We start from the raw sequence: 17,981 nt of genomic DNA on the forward strand, positions 1-17,981 counted from the left end.
CCCAACTCCCGACTCCCAATGAAAGAAGGCGAATTTGAAAAAAGCAACATAGGTTGGCAGTTATCTCAGCTACAGCAACAGGTAGGGGAATGGCTCGAACTCCAAACGATGAGGCTAAATAAAAATATTCCCCAGTTGCCAGAAGGAATTCCTTCATGGGTAGTTGAGGGATTAAAAGCGATCGCCTGGATAGTAGCAATTGCCTTGTTGCTGTGGCTAGTGAGGTATGTATGGCGACGCTTGGAGCCTTATTTTATAGAATTAAGGACTAGGCGTGCTGTTGGTAGAAAGACGACTTCTAAAACCAGTGAAATGCCAGTCGAAGCTTGGCTAAAGCGATCGCAAGCTTATTTCCATCAAGGTGACTATCGCGAAGCTTGTCGCTGTTTGTATATGGCAACGTTACATCTGTTGCACGAACGAGCGATCGCTCGCCATCAACCCAGCCGCACAGATCGAGAATACTTGCAATTAGTTCAACAACTACCCCAGTTTCAGTCTTACCGCACGCTGATTACCACCCACGAGCAATTATGCTTTAGCGATGGTGAGGTCTTATCAGAAACATTTGAACGATGTCAGCAGGCATATCGAGATATTGCCAGACAAGAATAGATCTATTGCACAAATTCAATTAGGCGCACAGACTAGAATGGCACTACACAAACGTCCGCCGGGGCAGACTGAGTTTGTATAGCTGCGAATTCTTTTCCTGGTAGGTGGAGCGTGAAAAATCTACATCGTCGATGGTGGATAGGGGCGATCGCGATCGCGGCAATCGTCTTTCTCAGTCTAGTTACTGCACCCAATAATCCTTCGCGTCTTGGCTCTACCTATAGCCGCAGTCCCGATGGATATGGAGCTTGGTATGCATACATGCAAAACCGAGGCACGCCTGTCAAGCGCTGGCAAAAGCCATCCAGCGAGTTAAGCAAACAAAATCAAATAACATTGCTGCGCGTCCTCAGCCAACCAAATTCTGGCTTGAATTACGTAGAAAAGCAGTGGGTAGAACGAGGCAACACTTTGATAATTTTGGGCGTACCCCAGCCAGTCACACCAGCTGAGTTCAGCACCAAGCAACAAAACAACGAGTTAATTAACATTAAAATCGATACGCGGCGCAGAGCAGGGATAAACCAGCAACAGCGATCGCTATTGGGCGATCGCTATGGTGCAGTTGTATGGCAAGAAAAAATTGGTGAAGGACAGGTCATATTCTGTGTCACCCCTTATTTAGCAGCAAATGCCTACCAAGACTATCCCAATAACTATAAATACTTAGCTCAACTTGTGACTCAAGGCGATCGATCGCTCTGGGTAGACGAATACATTCACGGCTACCGAGATAAAGAGGTAAGAGAACCGGGTGAAAGAGATTTTCTATCTTATTTAGCACAAAGACCCTTAGCTGCTGCCCTGTTTCAAACCGCGATCGTGCTATTTGTGTTTATTCTGGCTAGCAATCGTCGTTTCGGGCAACCAGCTACTCTCAAAACAGCGATCGCAGACAATAGCACTGCTTATATTGAAGCTTTAGCAGGAGTGCTGCAAAAAGCCCAAGCCAGCAATTTTGTCATAGATACAGTTGGTAACGCCGAGCAACAACAACTCCAGCAAGCCTTGGGACTCGGACAAATTCCCTTAGAACGGCAAGCACTGATTCAAGCATGGGTACAGCAAACGGGGCGATCGCCTACTGAACTCGAACAATTGCTGCGGCTGCATGGGCAAAAGCGCCGCCCCAGTGACAAAGACCTATTAAATTGGTTAAAACAATGGCGCACCATCCGCAGTTATGTTAAACCTGATTAGTTATCACGTTTCTTTCAGTAGGGGCGCACAGTTGTGCGCCCCTACTCTAATCCCTACTTACCCCTTCTCATGCCCGAACTCCGCGCTGAATTAAATCGCCTCAGTGAAGCCCTCAACCAAGTTGTTGTCGGTCAATCTCAATTAGTACAACAATTATTGGTGGCAATGCTAGCGGGAGGACACGTCATTTTAGAAGGCGTACCAGGTACGGGAAAAACTCTGCTGGTGAAAGTGATGGCGCAACTTATTCAAGCAGAATTTCGCCGCGTGCAACTGACACCAGATGTCTTACCTGCCGATATCACAGGTACGAATATTCTCGACCTTAACAGTCGCAGTTTTACGCTGAAAAAGGGACCCGTATTTACTGAAGTTTTGTTGGCAGATGAAATAAACCGCACGCCACCCAAAACACAAGCCGCCTTATTAGAAGCAATGGCAGAACAGCAAGTGACTTTGGATGGTGAAAGCTTGCCGCTACCAGAATTATTTTGGGCGATCGCCACGCAAAATCCTTTGGAATTTGAGGGAACTTATCCTTTACCAGAAGCCCAACTAGACAGATTTTTATTCAAATTAACGGTAGAATATCCCGATCGCCAGCATGAAAAGCAAATGCTGCTGAACAGCCAAAAGGGTTTTCAATCTCGACGGCTAGATATTGCTCAAATCGAACCCGTTGCTAACGTGAAGTTGGTTTTACAAGCGCGTCAGAAAGTCAAATCGGTACAAGTAGCAGAGCCAATTGTAGACTATCTCCTTGCTCTGGTGCAGCGATCGCGCCAACATCCCGATTTAACTTTGGGTGCTTCCCCTCGTTGTGCCGTAGCTTGGCTGCAAACCAGTCAAGCCGCCGCATGGCTTGCCGGACGAGATTACGTCACCCCCGATGATGTCAAAGCTGTAGCTCCACCTCTGCTGCGTCACCGCCTCATCCTCAAACCAGAAAGTTTACTCGATGGCATTCAAATTGAAACATTAATTACTAATTTATTAAATCAAGTTCCTGTTCCAAGATAATTCGGAATTCGGAATTTGGAATTCGGAATTTGGAATTCAAGACGAATCTAAATATATAGTATAAAATTATACCTTAAGTTTAGATTTAGACATGAATAACTATACTCCTATTACTGAGAGAACACAGAAATTTGCAATTAGAGTGATTAAGGCTTGTAGCTTTTTAGACGAAAAGCCAGGAGTATGTAGAACTTTATCTAGGCAGCTGTTGAGGAGCGGTACAAGTGTTGGTGCAAATGTCCGCGAAGCGCAATCGGCACAATCAGACAAAGATTTTTTGAGCAAGTTAGAAACTGGAGTTTAGACTAAATCAAGAAAAAAAGCGGTCAGTCCTGTTGAGGCGACCACTTTTTGGTCAATGCTGAGATTTAGAGAAAAAACTTAGCTTGACCAAGATGACTATCGATCAGCTTAAACAATTTCGGCAAGGTACTTACACAATTTTGGGGAACGGCAAGGATGTCTTATTTGACTTGATGGATGCAGTACTAATCACACGTAGTGTAAAATCATTCGTTGAATTATCATTGGCTCCTGTGTTTCGACGAAAGTGGTCTAGCATCTACGAAGGATTGTCAGACAGCAAGCCAGCGCGAGAAAAGTTGATGGAGTCTTACATCAAACAAATTCCGCATACACAGCAAATTGTTTTAGCGGGAGACCACACGGCTTGGTCAAGACTAGAAGCATTCACTCTCAAAGAACGTACCTACGAACATCAAGCACAACCCATGTCCGGTTCAAAACCAGTAACCTTAGGACAAGGATATAGTACTATAGCTTGGATTCCAGAAGTAGAAGGAAGTTGGGCATTACCCCTATTACATGAACGCATTACCAGCTTTACTAACCCAATTGAAAAAGCGGCTTCCCAATTAAAACAAGTGTGTGAAGAACTGCCAACACGCCCATTATCGTTGTGGGATGCAGAGTACGGTTGTGCCAGCTTCGTCACGCAAACAGCAGATATTGCCGCCGATAAATTGTTCCGTTTGCGCTCCAATCGTCTACTTTATGGTGAGCCAGGAGCTTATACAGGAGTGGGTCGTCCTCGGATTCACGGCGCTAAATTTAAGCTGAACGATAGCGAAACTTGGTGGAGAGCCGACCAGTTCGTAGAGGTCAAAGATCCAAAGTTGGGGTGGCTACGGTTGTGTTTGTGGCTTAATCTTCACTTTCAACAATCTCACAAGATAAAAATGCACTTAATTCAAGTACAACGATTGAATGAAGATGCAGCCAATCCCGCTAAACCTTTATGGCTTGTATGGCTTGGACTCTCCATGCCTCAATTGTCTGAATTTTGGCAACTGTACCTGCGGCGTTTTGCTATTGACCACTGGTATCGTTTTACCAAGCAGCGCTTACATTGGACTCTTCCAAAGCTAAATACTCCACAACAGTGCGAGTCTTGGAGTGACTTATTACCACTGATGACCTGGCAACTTTGGTTAGCCCGTGATATTGTGACTGACAACCCTTTACCTTGGCAACAGCCCCAAGCTAAACTCACCCCAGGACGGGTTGCTCAGGCTATGGGCGGAGTTTTAGGGGTGATTGGTACACCTGCCGTTGTACCCAAACCTCGTGGAAAGTCTCCAGGCTGGGCTAGTGGCAAACCACGACTGCGTAGAATTCGTTATCCTACAGTTAAAAAGACTACTTCCAAACGCCAAAAGTCACCAGCAAAGTCAGCTTGACCTTTGAGTTTTTGTATTTTTAGCTGGGTAGCTTGTCAACTCAGTACTGCTGAGTCATTTTGTCATTGGTTAGTCTAAACTCCAGTAGAAATTGCACTCAAAGAAGCCCGTGAAACTGAGTACTGGTTAGAAATCCTCATTGAATCTGGTATGGTTAAACTCAACAAATTTCAGCCTTTACTGACTGAAGCATCAGAAATTGTTGGTATTCTCGTCACCTCCACCCGAAAACTAAAACAGAAATAATTCCGAATTCCGAATTCCAAATTCCGAATTCTCCCCAAACAGATCGCTTTTGGCAAAATTTGGGGAACCTTTATAGTATGTTCACCATCTCTTAACAAAACTATAGGTAGAGTAAGCAGTATACTGCTTGCGATCGCTAAGTGCATAAGTGTGAGGAATAACGAAGTTAGTATGACAGCAATGTATATAGGTACGACGCTCGGTCAGACAGAGCAAACAGCTTTGATGCGGGGGGAAATTTTAGTTCAAACGCGCCCTCATTCGACATGGGGCGGGGCTGTGACAGCATGTATGTATCTACCAATGCAGCGATCGCAAGTTTGGCAGCAGCTTACCGATTATCCTCGTTGGGTACAATATTTTCCCGACGTGATCCAGAGCGAAGTCTTGCAGCGAGGTGAGGTGAAGCGCTTATATCAAGTTGCCCGCAAAGCGTTTCTCATTTTCACTGCTCAAGTTGAAATCTATTTAAACGTGTTTGAGGAAGTCCAGCAGCGCATTCAGTTTCGCATGGAAAAAGGTACTTTCACCGACTTTACAGCAGATTTAAACCTGCAAGATTGCGGAATTGGCACTTTACTCACTTATGCCGTACAAGCTACGCCTAACGTTCCAATTCCATCGATTTTTATTCAACAAGCGATGCAATTTGAATTACCAGAAAATATGCGGAAAATGAGGCAAGCGATTTGTAAGAATCAATAGAGTTGTTTGTCAGCCATGTCATCAGAACAGGCAAAAAGAATTTTAGATTTTTGGTTTGGTACTCCCGAACAGGCTAGTTATGGAAAACCAAGACAGATTTGGTTCATTAAAAAGCCTGAATTCGATCGAGAAGTGGAAGCCCGCTTTCTGAGCGATTACGAACAAGCCGCAGCAGGGAATTTAGACACCTGGAAAAGTTCTCCCCTCAGCTGTCTGGCTTTGATCTTGCTGCTCGATCAGTTTCCTCGCAATATGTTTCGCGGTAAACCTCAAGCTTTCGCGACTGACTGGCAAGCCCTATCTACCGCACAGTATGCCGTAGCCCAAGGCTACGATCGCGAATTATTACCCGTACAACGCTGGTTTATTTACTGTCCTTTTGAACACAGCGAAAATCTAGAGGATCAAAATCGTTCTGTAGCTCTATTTCAACAGCTGAGCGACGATCCTGATAGTGCTGATGCAATTACCTATGCCTTGCGTCACCGCGAAGTCATTTTAAGATTCGGACGCTTTCCCCACCGCAACAAAATTTTAGAGCGAGTCTCTACCCCAGAAGAAGAAGAGTTTTTGCAACAGCCAGGTTCGTCTTTTTAGACTGATTATTTTGTTGCCACAACTGCCAAATTCCAAGCATATCTTTTCATGCCAGGGATTTTTTTCAGCAGCTTATCCCACTTTTCTAAACGTAAATAGGCTGGAGCTAATCTCTGATGTTCGATAATTATTTTTTTCCAGTAACGTTCTTTATTTGGATCGACTCTTTCTATTAAATAAAACTGCAAAAATATCCAGAGTGTGGCAATCCAAAAAGTATCGTAATTGGTATGAGAAAAATTACGTTCGATAAACTTAACGATCGCAATATCGAGCGGCATTTCATCTTCCGTACGAACTTTAGTAGCGATGCGACGGTAAACGTTGATAATGGGATTGTGTTTTAACGGCTCCCAAAAGCAAGCTTTTCCGCCAGGCTTAAGAACTCGATGCATTTCCAATATAGCAGCGCGAGGATCGGGAAGATGGTGTAGTAAATTGGCAGCATAAACAAAATCAAAAGAATTATCGGGACAATCTAGAGCAGATGCATCCATCGTTCGTCCCTCGATTTTTACACCATTTTTAGCTGCTAAATCTAAAGCAACTTCTACCATACCTGGAGAATAATCAGATGCCATGCATAGCGCCCCTTTTTTAGCAAAATAAACGCTGTTTTCGCCTGCACCACAACCTAAATCTAAGATTTTTTTTCCTTGCACGTCTCCCATCTGTCTGAGAATAAATCTATTTTCTGGAGCCGTGCAAGCTTCAAAATAGTCTGCTACCCGAATTCCCTCAACATCAATTGCCGCAGCCCAAGCATCGTGAAATTGTTTTTCTCTTTCTAATCTTTGATTTTCCATAAGAGGGAAGTCCGGAGTCAGAAGTTAGATATTTTTAAAGAATTGATGTCTACAATACAACTTTTAATTAAATCATTTTTATCACTCGTTTGAACGTTTAATAATAAATAAGCTGGCTCTGGATTGTGACTAGCCAATGATACTTGAAGTTTGTGAGACTTATGGGTGAAAGATTGCGATGCGATCGCGCTGACGAGTTGACCTTGGCGATCGCGCATTTCTATAGTGAGCGTAGCACCATTACAGGTTTTGCCAAATAGAGTCACTTTACCTGTGACTTGGGTGCGGTTAGTTAAAGTTCCCAAATACAAAAATGATATTGGTTGCGTTCCTCTTCCTGGGACGGAATACGCTAATAATCTATAGCTACGGGTGATGTTTTTAGTCACTTTGTTGTCTTGCCATAGATGACTCAAACTCATCCAATCCAACTGTCCCCCTGGACGCTGCCCAATTCTCTGTTGCATGGTGGCGAGGGTGTGGATTGCTGTTTCTATGGAAGTAGGACGCAAACGCCGATAAATACTCACAACAGCACCATCAGCTAAGCGAAACTGTATCGGTAAAAGCTGAAAATCTTTGGCTATTTCCCAATTTTGCCGGAAAGCATTAGAGACAACTGTAACAACATCATGCTCTCTCAGAGGTAGCCACTCCCCTACCACTGGAACTTTAGTAAAGTCACTCTCAAAATTTGGTAATGGGTGAGGGATAACGACATACTCTGCTTGTAAAAGTCTTTCTACAGGATAAAAATCTTGAGAATCAACTTGAGGCACGCCTAGCAACAGTAAATTATCTCGCTCGTTTTGTTTGTATACACTACGTTCGACTGCCCGCACCATACCACTGTTGAGCTGCAACCGCTGGAAACCAACAATATAAATTGGCTTTTTATTAGTCGCAATTTGACGTAAGTAAGCGACTAACCGAATCACCTCATCGTAATCTGCCCGGACTAAGGGAGGAATATTCAACGTCCATAGGGAACGAAGTGAATGCTGGAAATTGCCAATGGGAGTTAGGGCGATCGCTAAATTACTCGCGAGGTAACAAACAACTATGCCCAGAGCGAGATGACGAAAATTTCCCTTGAGTTTCAAGTAAGCCGTCCAAACACCGCTAGCTAACCCTAGTACCACAATTGGGGACAAATGGAGGCAATAAAACACATTGGCATAGCGCAAGAGAATCAACCATTCTACTACTGAGACTACGCCAAACAGCCAGATGAAACTAAATGCTGGAAGATACAGAGTACGAGTCACAATTCCAACTAGAAATCCGAGTGCGGCAAGTATGAGCGTTGCCCAGCCAAAATAAGCAGCATAGAGTTCGACAATTGTATCAATTGGGAAACTCCAAGAAGCATACAGCCCTCGATAATCTGTAACTAGCGCGTTATAAGTAAACTGCCAAGCGATCGCCGCAAGAGTAATAAAACAGATGATAGCAATTAGCCCAATCTTTACTGCAACTTGCCGCAATTTCTGCCACGCTAATTGTGGTTTTATACGTTTAGCAGTCCAGAAAAATATCGATGCTTGCAGAGACATTGCAACTAAAACAGCGATCGCCCCGTAAGCAAAATGACGACGAAATAGAATCGCCGCTCCTAATAAGACACCAATCGCTGGCACGCGCCACCAACGTTTGAGCCTCATATTTTGCAAGTAAATCCAAACTGCTAGCCCAATTAATACAGCCCCTCCCGTATCTGGAATGCCAAGAAAAGTTGGTATCCAATTGATAGGAATTAATAAACTAAAAATTGCCGTTGACCAAAAAACAGCTATAGAATTGGCTGCAATCAATCGCGTCCCCAAACCTCCCATTACCAGGGAAAAGGGTAGTAAATAAACGAGTGCTAAACCAATTTGATAGACTAATCGCGACTCGCCAAATAGTAGGATAAATGGCACTAATGGCAGAGTGTAAATTTTATTTCGTTCTGCTCCTAGCGACTGCAAAAAGTTGCTAATGCCTGCGATGGGAGATTGACGAAAGGCGCTAGCAACCTCGATAGTTTTGTAATACCAATCGATCCACCAATGAAAGTTACGTTCGCTAGATGTATATAGTACTGTGGCGATCGCAATTAGCAGTACTAACAAGGCAAACAAACTCAAATTGACCGAATACCAATTGACTGAATGTCGCAGTCGGACAGTGGGCATATTTTATCGAACGCAATCTTCAACCTACAGTAAAGGTGGGCAACGCCCACCCTACTTACTATTAGCCCCCCTTGTGAAGGGGGGTTGGGGGGATCGTGTTGCCCCCCTTGTGAAGGGGGGTTGGGGGGATCTAAAACTATGCTAACGAGCGATCGCGTTGCTGTTGATGCTGCAATGCCGCATAAAGCCGATTCAAGGCGTTGACGTATGCCTGGGCAGAAGCAACGATAATGTCTGTATTTGCTGCATGACCGGAATAGACTTTATCTTCGTAGCGCAGTCGGATCGTGACTTCCCCGATTGCATCAATTCCCGCCGTCACGGACTGGACGGAAAATTCGATTAACTGATTGGGGACGTTTACCACCCGATTGATCGCCTTATATATAGCATCCACGGGTCCCGTGCCGATCGCTGCATCGGTCAGTTCTTCACCATCTTGAGTCCGTAAGGTGACAGTTGCTGTCGGACGAGTGCAATCGCCACAAGATACTTGGACTAATTCTAAATGAAAAACTTCTGGAGTCGTTTTGATCTCGTCGTTGACAATCGCCTCTAAATCCCAGTCGGAAATATCTTTTTTCTTATCCGCTAAGTCTTTAAATCGTAAGAAAGCTTTATTTAATTCTGTTTCTGACAGGTTAAAGCCCAATTCTTGCAAGCGCGAACTAAAAGCATGGCGACCGGAGTGTTTGCCTAAGACGATTTGGTTATTTGTTAAACCAATCGACTCAGCATCCATAATCTCATAGGTGAGCTTATTTTTGAGAATACCATCTTGGTGAATGCCAGACTCGTGAGCGAAAGCATTTGCTCCGACAATTGCCTTATTTGGCTGTACTAGCATTCCTGTCAGGTTAGAAACTAGGCGAGAAGTGCGGTAAATTTCCCGCGTATCAATATTAGTTAGCGGTGCTTCTGACTCTGCCGGACGACCTAAAAAGGGGTTGAAGTATTGCCTGCGGACGTGCAGCGCCATCACAATTTCTTCTAACGCTGTATTTCCAGCCCGTTCGCCAATGCCATTAACGGCACATTCTAGCTGTCTTGCCCCATTTTTTACGGCTTCGAGAAAGTTAGCAACGGCTAAACCGATATCATTATGACCGTGGACGGAAATAATGGCGCGATCGATGTTGGGAACATTTTCTTTAATACCTTTAATTAATGCCCCAAATTCGCTCGGAGTCGTGTAACCGACAGTATCGGGTATGTTGATTGTTGTTGCTCCAGCCGCGATCGCCCGTTCCAAAACTTGATACAAGTATTCTGGATCGGTGCGGGTAGCATCCATAGTTGAGAATTCCACATCGTCCATAAAAGACTTAGCGTAAGCCACCATTTCCTCAGCGATCGCTAAGACTTCGGCTTTCGATTTTTTCAACTGATATTCTAAGTGAATATCTGATGTGGAAATAAATGTATGAATTCTGCCTTTAGCGGCTGGCTTTAAGGCTTCGGCTGCGGCTTTAATGTCAGCTTTGATTGCTCTTGCCAAACTGCAAACGATCGGTCCGTCAATCGTTCCGACTTCTTTAGCAACTCTTGTCACTGCCTCAAAATCGCCAGGACTAGCAAAAGCAAAGCCTGCCTCGATCACATCTACTCCCAAGCGAGCTAGTTGACGGGCGATCGCTAATTTTTCATCGACGTTCAACGTTGCCCCAGGACACTGTTCGCCATCCCGCAACGTAGTATCGAAAATTATGACCCGCTCTGTTCCCCATTGATTGTCCATAGATTTACCAGACATTTATCCCTGTTTTAGCTATTAGTAATCGTATAAAAAACACGCACCACGCACCACGCACCACGCACCACTTATCTAATAATCAGCTTTTTCAATGGATTCTCTAATATCATTTAAATCGATGTAGCGATCGGTAGCATTCCGTAACTCTCTTGCAATCATTCCTTCTGTAGATACAACTGTAATATGAGTATTTTTTGACCTTAATAATTCTATAGCTCTCTCAAAATCTCCATCACCACTAAATAAAACTACGCGATCGTACTGATCTACTGTATTAAACATATCTACTACAATTTCTATATCTAAATTCGCTTTTTGCGAATAGCGACCCGAGGTATCGTCGTAGTACTCTTTTAAAATTTTAGTACGAACGGTGTATCCCAGACTAATGAGTGCATCCCGAAAACCCCTTTGATCTTGAGGATCTTTCAATCCAGTGTACCAAAAGGCGTTAATTAGTACTGTATCTGGTTGCTCTTTCCTAAAGTACTCCAGCACCCTTCGCGGGTCGAAAAACCAACCATTTTTCTGTTGTGCGTAGAACATATTGTTCCCGTCTACAAATATAGACAGACGGTTCATCATAGAACAAGGCATAGAAATTTAATACCTAGAAATTTTCCAAAAACTATTTAACGTCGAATTCTCAATTATAACAATTTTTTATGCATCATTTTATGAATTGTATGTTATGGATCTCAATCGATTTTACATTCACCCTTCCTAAGTTTTAGTGAGCCTCTCGTCTTAAAGGTTAAACCATGCTTGCTAAACCTTTACCAGGTTAGCTTAAGCGCAACACCTATTTTTAACATCTACCCTTAAATTAACTAAATTCGCAGTTAATTTTATCAGTTGGTTGGTAGTTTCCACAGTTCAGACCGAACGTAGTTGCCAAGATCGACAGTTAGCGATCGCAGAAATTGCCAGATCGTGCTTAAAATTCTCATAAATTCCGATTGGATGAGACAGGTTTTCTTCCTAGATAGGGAACTCTAAACTAGTAGGGTCAGGCAGTCAAAAAAGAAACTAGGGCGATCGGTAGAGTTAAGTTGGGCTGTCTAGTGTATGGTAACTAGTCGCAACTTGAAAGTTACCAAATCAGAAGCCCCCTGCTGACTGTCCCTATCCTCTAACTCCCAGTCTGACATAACTATATGGGACAAGATCGTACACTGTCCGATGTACAAAAGATACCATCGCTGCTTCAGAAGAGTAAGTCTTTACGATCTTTCCAGTGGGATCGACTCATATCTGGATTTTGGGGAGTGGCTGCGGCAGTAGCTACAGCCACTAATGGGACATTAGTACAAATGACGGAGTACCAAACCCAGGCGCTATTTTTTGAAATTCGGGGCGCTGTTGTACCACCAGAGGATATTGTTATCCTGACAATTGACGAGCAATCTTTATCAATTCCTCAACAATACTATCAAACTAACCCTCAACAATATGCCGCTCTCAAGCCCTTGCAAGCTTGGCCCTGGCAGCGACTTGCTTATGCTCAAGCGATCGATCGATTAATGATAGCAGGAGCGCGTGCTGTTGCTTTAGACATAGTATTCGCATCTCCCAGCAGTTATGGAAGTACAGACGATCGCGAATTTGCAAGAGTGTTACAACGCTACGCTGGTAAAGTCACCTTAGCAGCGGAGTACGAGCAATCGCAATTGCGCCAAGGTAATATCATTCAACTAACCAAGCCAGTTCGTTTTTTGTGGACGAAGCCAATGTCAGTTGGTTTTGTCAATTTCCCCCTAGAGTTAGATGGCAAAATTCACAGATTTTCTAGCGAATTTCCTTTAAGTTTGGCAACAAAATATCAACAGCAATTTGATAATTATGCGGCTATGGGGGTAGAAATGCCCTCTTTTGAGCAAGCGGTGGCATCTTCGATTCGTAATTGTAGGGGCGCACAGCTGTGCGCCCCTACTTCCTCTAAAGGCGATCGCATTTATTTCTATGGACCTGCGGGGACGTTTGAATATATCCCTTTTTGGCACGTCCTCGATACCGAGAATTGGAACACATACCTGGAACAGGGGCGTTATTTTCAGAATAAGATTGTGATTGTTGGCGCAACAGCTGCTTCGCTGCAAGACTTTCACAAAACACCTTTTTCCTACAGCTGGCTGTATCCCAAGCCGATGCCAGGGGTAGAGATTCAAGCGAATGCGATCGCCACGCGGTTACAACAAAAAGCGCTCGCCTTGGCAATTCCCAATCCTTTTTTCCAGGGGTTGTTGGTGTTGCTATTAGCCGCTGGAACGACAATTGTGCTAGCAAAAACTCAGTGCTTCAGCTCTCAACTAGGATGGACAATCGGAATTGCGATCGCGTGGGGTGGTATCAGTTACGCCGTCTTTACATATCAGTACTCGATCTTACCCACTGCCGTGCCGATGTTAACAATTGTGTTGTGTGGTGGTTCTTACTTGACGATCGCAACGATGAGCGATCGCCGCCAGACAATTCAACTCAAACCTGCTGTTACAGAAAATACCACTGTTTTAGAATCCCCAGAGGTAGACAACCAACAAGACGAGATCCAAAAATTACTGCCACACGAATTAGTTACGGCGGGAAAAATTCTCAGCGGACGCTACCAAGTTACCAAAGTTTTAGCTTCTGGTGGGTTTAGTGAAACTTACATTGCAGAAGATTTACAACGTCCCGGCAAACCTCTCTGTGTTGTGAAGCGAATGAAACCTTCTAGCAATCATCCCCAGCATTTACAAATGGCTAGCAGGTTGTTTCAACTTGAAGCAGAAACCTTAGAAATTGTAGGGAAACACGACCGAATTCCCCAGTTGCTTGCCTATTTTGCAGAAGGTGAAGAATTCTTTTTAGTTCAAGAGTTGATCGACGGACATCCCCTCAGTTGGGAACTCAAACCTGGCAAGCCTGTGAGCGAAATCGCCGCGATCGCGATTCTGCAAGATTTACTGCCAATCCTGGCATTCGTTCACAGGTGCAAGACAATTCACCGCGATATCAAGCCTAGCAACATCATGCGACGGCACTCCGATGGCAAGCTCGTCATCATTGATTTTGGCGCGGTTAAGCAAGTTAGCAATCAAATGCTAACAACTGGGCAAACTAACTTGACAGTTAGCATTGGCACTTTAGGTTATGCTCCTGCCGAACAAACCGCAGGTCGTGCTTTCTACAGCAGCGATATTTATGCAGTCGGCATGTTATTAATTAAAGCCTTAACGGGATTTGCACCTCACGAACTTCAACTCGACCCGCAAACGGGTGAGGTACTGTGGTTAGATAAAGCTGAAGTGAGCCAGGAGTTAGCAACTTTTATCGGTAAAATGGTACGGTACGATTATACGCAGCGCTATCAATCAGCCTCAGAAGCTTTAGTTGCGCTACAAAATTTAACTGGTACTGATAGTACTAATAATGATAACTTTGGCGATCGCGATGACTTACTAGCTGTTGCCACCCCCGCAGAAGTTGACTCAGAAGATTTAGAAGCAAGTACGGTATTTTGGCGGGAATCAACTAATACAGTAGAAATTGTAGAAGAAGTTGATTCAGAAGAGAAAGTGTAAGTCTTTCTCTGGCGATCTTTCGTCTCTTTTGATTTAATTCTCAATCGCCAATAATCTCTTTGAGATTTAAGATTTATTTTCGAGATTTATCGTTCTTGTCAGGGTTATTATTTCTGCCACCGCCATTCCCATCACCGATCCCATTATTATCTTTATCGGGATGACGATCTCTGCCACCGCCATTCCCATCACCAATCCCATTATTATTTTTATCGGGATGACGATCTCTGCCACCGCCATTCCCATCACCAATCCCATTATTATTTTTATCGAGATGACGATCTTCATCTTTGGTAGAACCATCGCGATCGCCTATCGGACTTGAATCATTATCTGAAGCAGATTCAGAATTGTCGGGTAAAATTTCCAAGCGATCGAGAATGACTGTACCGTTGTCAATCAAGTCTGTAGTCGAATCAGAAGTGTTAATCCGTAAATTATGACTATTTTGTTGTAAAGGTGGTGACGGCGAGTCTGAACTACGGACAAAGCTAGGATTAACAATAGTGTTTTCACCCGTTAGCGGTGACTGCGCGGCAACGGCGGCACTCGTTTCAGCTTGTACTTGGGCGATCGCAATATCAGTGGCAGTCACGCTTTTTTTATTGAGATTCAATCCACTTACTAAGTCGCTTGATTCATAAAATGTTTTTAGATCGAAGTTGTAAAGCGCTGTAATTTTACCTTTAACAACGACTGCTATTTGACCTGCTTTCAATACCTGTCGCTGAGAGTTTTTTTGATTAACGACTTCAATCTGGCTATTTGTTAATGCGCCGACTACGGTAGTCTTACTATTGGAAATATGACGAATAAATAATGCAGAACCGCGAATTGCTGCTGTTGCGTTTGGTGTCCATACTTCTGTCGTACCTCGACCGGGAGGAATCAGCAGTAATGCAGTACCATTTGATAGTTTTAAATTCCGATTTTGAGCAGAAAATTGAAATAGGGCTTGTTCGCCAATTCTTGCTAAAGAGCCATCATTAAAACGTAGCTCTGCTAGTGCCTCTCGACCCGTAGATAATGCATCTCCTGGAACTATCCCATCAGCCACCTTTGCTGGACGAGCAGTTTGGCTTTGAGGCATTAATTGTACGAGATTGCGTAGGCTTTTAATTTCAGCGCGGGTTAAAACTGTATCTGCTTGGGCTGCTTTTGGTAGTGCAGAAGCACTCCATAGCAAAATTGAGATGAAAAGAATGAATCGGTGAGACATGTAATTAGGAATTGGTAGTCAATATCTAATGGTTAACGGTTAAGTATCGAAGTACTTCAATTATTTAGAATGCCCAAATTGCAAGCAAATAAAAACAGGATTTATACGGTAACCGTTAGTTTTACACCAAGTTTCCGTGTAGAGACGTTACATGTAACGTCTCTACACGGACAATCGATTTCACGATTCATTTATGATTGCTATAGGATTAGCCTATGAATTGCTATTGAGTATTTTTTCTGAGTTGAAAGTTTAACTTAATTTCATGAATCCCGTAATTTTGCGGTTATAGATTGATATTTTTTTCAACTAATCTTGATGTGCGATCTAGGAGCTTAAGGATTAACTGAGAGCTAGATAAATAATTGCGATCGCAATTATGTGTATTATTAATTTTTGTTTCTACCGTGTTCAAACTTAAATTTACAATTCAACAACCTAAGCGGAGTGAATTCCCACTGACACAAGCGAAGTTCACCTGTGGAAACTCAAAAACTAACAACGGCGGGATTGACCCACTTAGCTGTGATTTTCATCGATCGGTACTAGCTAGCTTGATCTTAAGTATGGCAAGTAGCACTATTTGCTTTTTTTTTCTTCAAATCCAATAATTGCTGCCCCTCTAAAGGATGAAAAAGCACCATCACCAGCAACAACATTAAGCGATCGCGCTTCAGTCAAAAACGAACAAATAGGAGATCCAGAACTAGGAGTTCTGCGTTTACAAGAGCAACAATTACAGTCTCCTCCTGACGAACCCATCGCACATTTACTAGGGCAGGTTGGCTATTTCCAAGGAACTAATATTTTTTCCGCAGTTGATGCAATTGATGATGGATTATTTTCCACTAACTTAACTTTTGCGATCGCGCCCAAGCTAGGAGCGAAAACAAGTTTGTTTACGGCAATTGATGGTGGTTTAGTTCGGTATAGAGAACACGACCGAGCTGATTACAATAAATTAAGGTTAAGGGCAATTTTACGCCAAAAACTTACACCACGGATGTTTGGTGAAATTGGCTGGAACAATCAATATTTATTTGATGCCAAGACAGGCGATCGCTTTTTGAACGAACACGCTCTACGTCTAGCCCTCCAGCGCCAAGATAAAATAACAAATAAATTGTGGTTAAATTCAGTCTATGAATTTCGTCTAGGATTTGCCGAACCAGACACCCGCAGTCGCGCGATCAATTCTTTATCTACAGAACTAGCTTACTATATCAGCCCTCGCCTCCAGCTCAGTTTAGAATATCTACTCGCTTTATCAAAGTTCACGCAACGCGATCGCGATGATACCTACCACCTAATTCTCGGTAGCATAATTTATGCCGTATCCCGTGGAAGCCAAATCAGCTTTCAAAGTGGTGTGAGTTTTGGCAATTCCTCCGATCCAAATATTGGTTTTGATAATTCATTTTTTAGCGTGAATTATACATTTGATATCGGGAATTGGTAATGGGTAATTGGTAGTTGATGATTTTTCTCCCTCAGCTCCCTCAGCCCCCTCAGCTCTCTTTTCCTACTCCCTACTCCCTACTCCCTCAGAATAACTAATCCAATCGCTCCAACTGCCTGCATAAAGTTTACCTATGGAAATTCCTGCCAATTCTAGCGAGAGTAAATCGACGCAAGCAGTCACGCCAGAACCACAGTAGACAATAATTTCTGATGATGAATCTAGATCCTTCCAGCGCTGCTGTTGTTCTGTGACAGGCTTGAGGTAGCCGCGATCGTCTGTTACCTCTTGCCAGGGATAATTGACTGCGCCTGGGATATGACCCGCAACTGGATCTATCGGTTCTCGTTCGCCACGATAGCGATCGCCTTCTCGCGCATCGACTAATGCTACTCCTGGCGAGTTCTTGCGTGCTTTTACCGCTTCTCTGTCCACAACTTGCCCTGATTGCATTTTGGGGATGAACTCACCAGCTTTTGCTATGGGAACATCGGACGTCGCCGGATAACCAGCCGCTAGCCACCCTTGAAACCCTCCATCTAACACGGCAACTCGTTCGTGTCCTAAATAGCGTAGCAGCCACCACAGCCGCGCCGCAAAAGCCAATCGGGAATCATCGTAAGCAACCACTGTCGTTTGGGAAGTTATGCCCATCGCCGATAGCTTTACTGCCAACTCTGTTACGTTTGGTAAAGGATGCCTCCCGCCATGCTGACCGACTGGACTGGAAAGATCCCGATTTAAATCTAGGTAGTAAGCACCAGGGATGTGACTCGATTGATACTGTTGTTGTCCGAGTTGCGGATCGGCAAGGGAAAAACGACAATCCGCGATCGCCACTTGCGGATCTTCTAGATGTTCGTATAGCCATGCGGCAGTAACGCTGTGATTCATATGGCGAAAGTCAAAAGTTAAAAGTTA

Annotated in this window: 15 protein-coding genes and 1 pseudogene; 10 read left to right on the forward strand and 6 right to left on the reverse strand. The window is 43.8% G+C overall.

Annotation, left to right across the window (positions count from 1 at the left end; translation table 11 throughout):
* Window positions 1-18: 18 nt before the first annotated feature.
* The 8 genes and pseudogenes from CHRO_RS19460 to CHRO_RS19490 all read left to right on the forward strand — a co-directional run bounded on the left by CHRO_RS19460 (window position 19) and on the right by CHRO_RS19490 (window position 6,083).
* Window positions 19-615 carry a DUF4129 domain-containing protein gene (locus CHRO_RS19460; RefSeq protein ID WP_015155933.1) on the forward strand — a complete coding sequence of 199 codons (597 nt, stop codon included), beginning with the start codon at window positions 19-21 and terminating at the stop codon, window positions 613-615.
* Window positions 616-726: 111 nt separating this feature from the next.
* On the forward strand, window positions 727-1,815 hold the full coding sequence (locus CHRO_RS19465; protein WP_015155934.1) for a DUF4350 domain-containing protein: 1,089 nt from the start codon (window positions 727-729) through the stop codon (window positions 1,813-1,815).
* A 69-nt stretch (window positions 1,816-1,884) separates the two neighbouring features.
* Window positions 1,885-2,835, forward strand: a complete 951-nt coding sequence (locus CHRO_RS19470) for an AAA family ATPase (protein ID WP_041463317.1) — start codon at window positions 1,885-1,887, stop codon at window positions 2,833-2,835.
* Between the two features lie 91 nt (window positions 2,836-2,926).
* Window positions 2,927-3,127, forward strand: a pseudogene (locus CHRO_RS34875) (four helix bundle protein); the annotation flags it as partial.
* Window positions 3,128-3,230: 103 nt separating this feature from the next.
* A complete protein-coding gene (locus CHRO_RS19480; RefSeq protein WP_015155937.1) occupies window positions 3,231-4,535 on the forward strand; it encodes an NF041680 family putative transposase in 1,305 nt (434 codons plus the stop codon).
* A gap of 90 nt (window positions 4,536-4,625) precedes the next feature.
* Complete coding sequence (locus CHRO_RS34880) at window positions 4,626-4,781, forward strand: four helix bundle protein (protein WP_084739171.1); 156 nt, start codon at window positions 4,626-4,628, stop codon at window positions 4,779-4,781.
* 171 nt (window positions 4,782-4,952) lie between these two features.
* Window positions 4,953-5,486, forward strand: a complete 534-nt coding sequence (locus CHRO_RS19485; RefSeq protein ID WP_015155938.1) for an SRPBCC family protein — start codon at window positions 4,953-4,955, stop codon at window positions 5,484-5,486.
* Window positions 5,487-5,501: 15 nt separating this feature from the next.
* On the forward strand, window positions 5,502-6,083 hold the full coding sequence (locus CHRO_RS19490) for a DUF924 family protein (protein ID WP_015155939.1): 582 nt from the start codon (window positions 5,502-5,504) through the stop codon (window positions 6,081-6,083).
* A gap of 5 nt (window positions 6,084-6,088) precedes the next feature.
* On the opposite strand, the gene CHRO_RS19495 is transcribed toward CHRO_RS19490, so the two are convergent.
* The 4 genes from CHRO_RS19495 to CHRO_RS19510 all read right to left on the reverse strand — a co-directional run bounded on the left by CHRO_RS19495 (window position 6,089) and on the right by CHRO_RS19510 (window position 11,416).
* Window positions 6,089-6,889, reverse strand: coding sequence for a class I SAM-dependent methyltransferase (locus CHRO_RS19495; RefSeq protein ID WP_015155940.1), 801 nt, complete (start codon window positions 6,887-6,889; stop codon window positions 6,089-6,091).
* A 17-nt stretch (window positions 6,890-6,906) separates the two neighbouring features.
* Entirely contained in the window at window positions 6,907-9,066 is a 2,160-nt protein-coding gene (locus CHRO_RS19500) for a hypothetical protein (RefSeq protein ID WP_015155941.1), read from the reverse strand.
* Window positions 9,067-9,202: 136 nt separating this feature from the next.
* The gene (locus CHRO_RS19505; protein WP_015155942.1) at window positions 9,203-10,819 is read right to left on the reverse strand and encodes a 2-isopropylmalate synthase; all 1,617 of its coding nucleotides are present in this window, start codon (window positions 10,817-10,819) and stop codon (window positions 9,203-9,205) included.
* A gap of 72 nt (window positions 10,820-10,891) precedes the next feature.
* Complete coding sequence (locus CHRO_RS19510; protein WP_039714205.1) at window positions 10,892-11,416, reverse strand: LabA-like NYN domain-containing protein; 525 nt, start codon at window positions 11,414-11,416, stop codon at window positions 10,892-10,894.
* Between the two features lie 671 nt (window positions 11,417-12,087).
* Here CHRO_RS19510 and CHRO_RS19515 point away from each other — a divergent pair.
* A complete protein-coding gene (locus CHRO_RS19515; protein ID WP_181824205.1) occupies window positions 12,088-14,382 on the forward strand; it encodes a serine/threonine-protein kinase in 2,295 nt (764 codons plus the stop codon).
* A 73-nt stretch (window positions 14,383-14,455) separates the two neighbouring features.
* On the opposite strand, the gene CHRO_RS19520 is transcribed toward CHRO_RS19515, so the two are convergent.
* A complete protein-coding gene (locus CHRO_RS19520) occupies window positions 14,456-15,601 on the reverse strand; it encodes a FecR family protein (protein WP_015155945.1) in 1,146 nt (381 codons plus the stop codon).
* 583 nt (window positions 15,602-16,184) lie between these two features.
* On the opposite strand from CHRO_RS19520, the gene CHRO_RS19525 reads away from it, so the two are divergent.
* Window positions 16,185-17,060 carry a hypothetical protein gene (locus CHRO_RS19525; RefSeq protein ID WP_051033281.1) on the forward strand — a complete coding sequence of 292 codons (876 nt, stop codon included), beginning with the start codon at window positions 16,185-16,187 and terminating at the stop codon, window positions 17,058-17,060.
* A gap of 63 nt (window positions 17,061-17,123) precedes the next feature.
* On the opposite strand, the gene CHRO_RS19530 is transcribed toward CHRO_RS19525, so the two are convergent.
* Window positions 17,124-17,954 (reverse strand): sulfurtransferase, encoded by an 831-nt coding sequence (locus CHRO_RS19530; RefSeq protein WP_015155946.1) that lies wholly within the window; start codon window positions 17,952-17,954, stop codon window positions 17,124-17,126.
* Window positions 17,955-17,981: the final 27 nt, after the last annotated feature.

The organism is Chroococcidiopsis thermalis PCC 7203, from assembly GCF_000317125.1.
Taxonomy (GTDB): Bacteria; Cyanobacteriota; Cyanobacteriia; order Cyanobacteriales; family Chroococcidiopsidaceae; genus Chroococcidiopsis; species Chroococcidiopsis thermalis.

Bases quoted from the DNA above. Each gene is read 5' to 3' on its own strand.
- CHRO_RS19470 (WP_041463317.1), top strand. From the start codon at position 1,885: ATGCCCGAACTCCGCGCTGAATTAAATCGCCTCAGTGAAGCCCTCAAC.
- CHRO_RS19510 (WP_039714205.1), bottom strand. From the start codon at position 11,416: ATGCCTTGTTCTATGATGAACCGTCTGTCTATATTTGTAGACGGGAAC.
- CHRO_RS19530 (WP_015155946.1), bottom strand. From the start codon at position 17,954: ATGAATCACAGCGTTACTGCCGCATGGCTATACGAACATCTAGAAGAT.
- CHRO_RS19500 (WP_015155941.1), bottom strand. From the start codon at position 9,066: ATGCCCACTGTCCGACTGCGACATTCAGTCAATTGGTATTCGGTCAAT.
- CHRO_RS19490 (WP_015155939.1), top strand. From the start codon at position 5,502: ATGTCATCAGAACAGGCAAAAAGAATTTTAGATTTTTGGTTTGGTACT.
- CHRO_RS19495 (WP_015155940.1), bottom strand. From the start codon at position 6,889: ATGGAAAATCAAAGATTAGAAAGAGAAAAACAATTTCACGATGCTTGG.
- CHRO_RS19460 (WP_015155933.1), top strand. From the start codon at position 19: ATGAAAGAAGGCGAATTTGAAAAAAGCAACATAGGTTGGCAGTTATCT.
- CHRO_RS19485 (WP_015155938.1), top strand. From the start codon at position 4,953: ATGACAGCAATGTATATAGGTACGACGCTCGGTCAGACAGAGCAAACA.
- CHRO_RS19505 (WP_015155942.1), bottom strand. From the start codon at position 10,819: ATGTCTGGTAAATCTATGGACAATCAATGGGGAACAGAGCGGGTCATA.
- CHRO_RS19480 (WP_015155937.1), top strand. From the start codon at position 3,231: ATGACTATCGATCAGCTTAAACAATTTCGGCAAGGTACTTACACAATT.
- CHRO_RS19520 (WP_015155945.1), bottom strand. From the start codon at position 15,601: ATGTCTCACCGATTCATTCTTTTCATCTCAATTTTGCTATGGAGTGCT.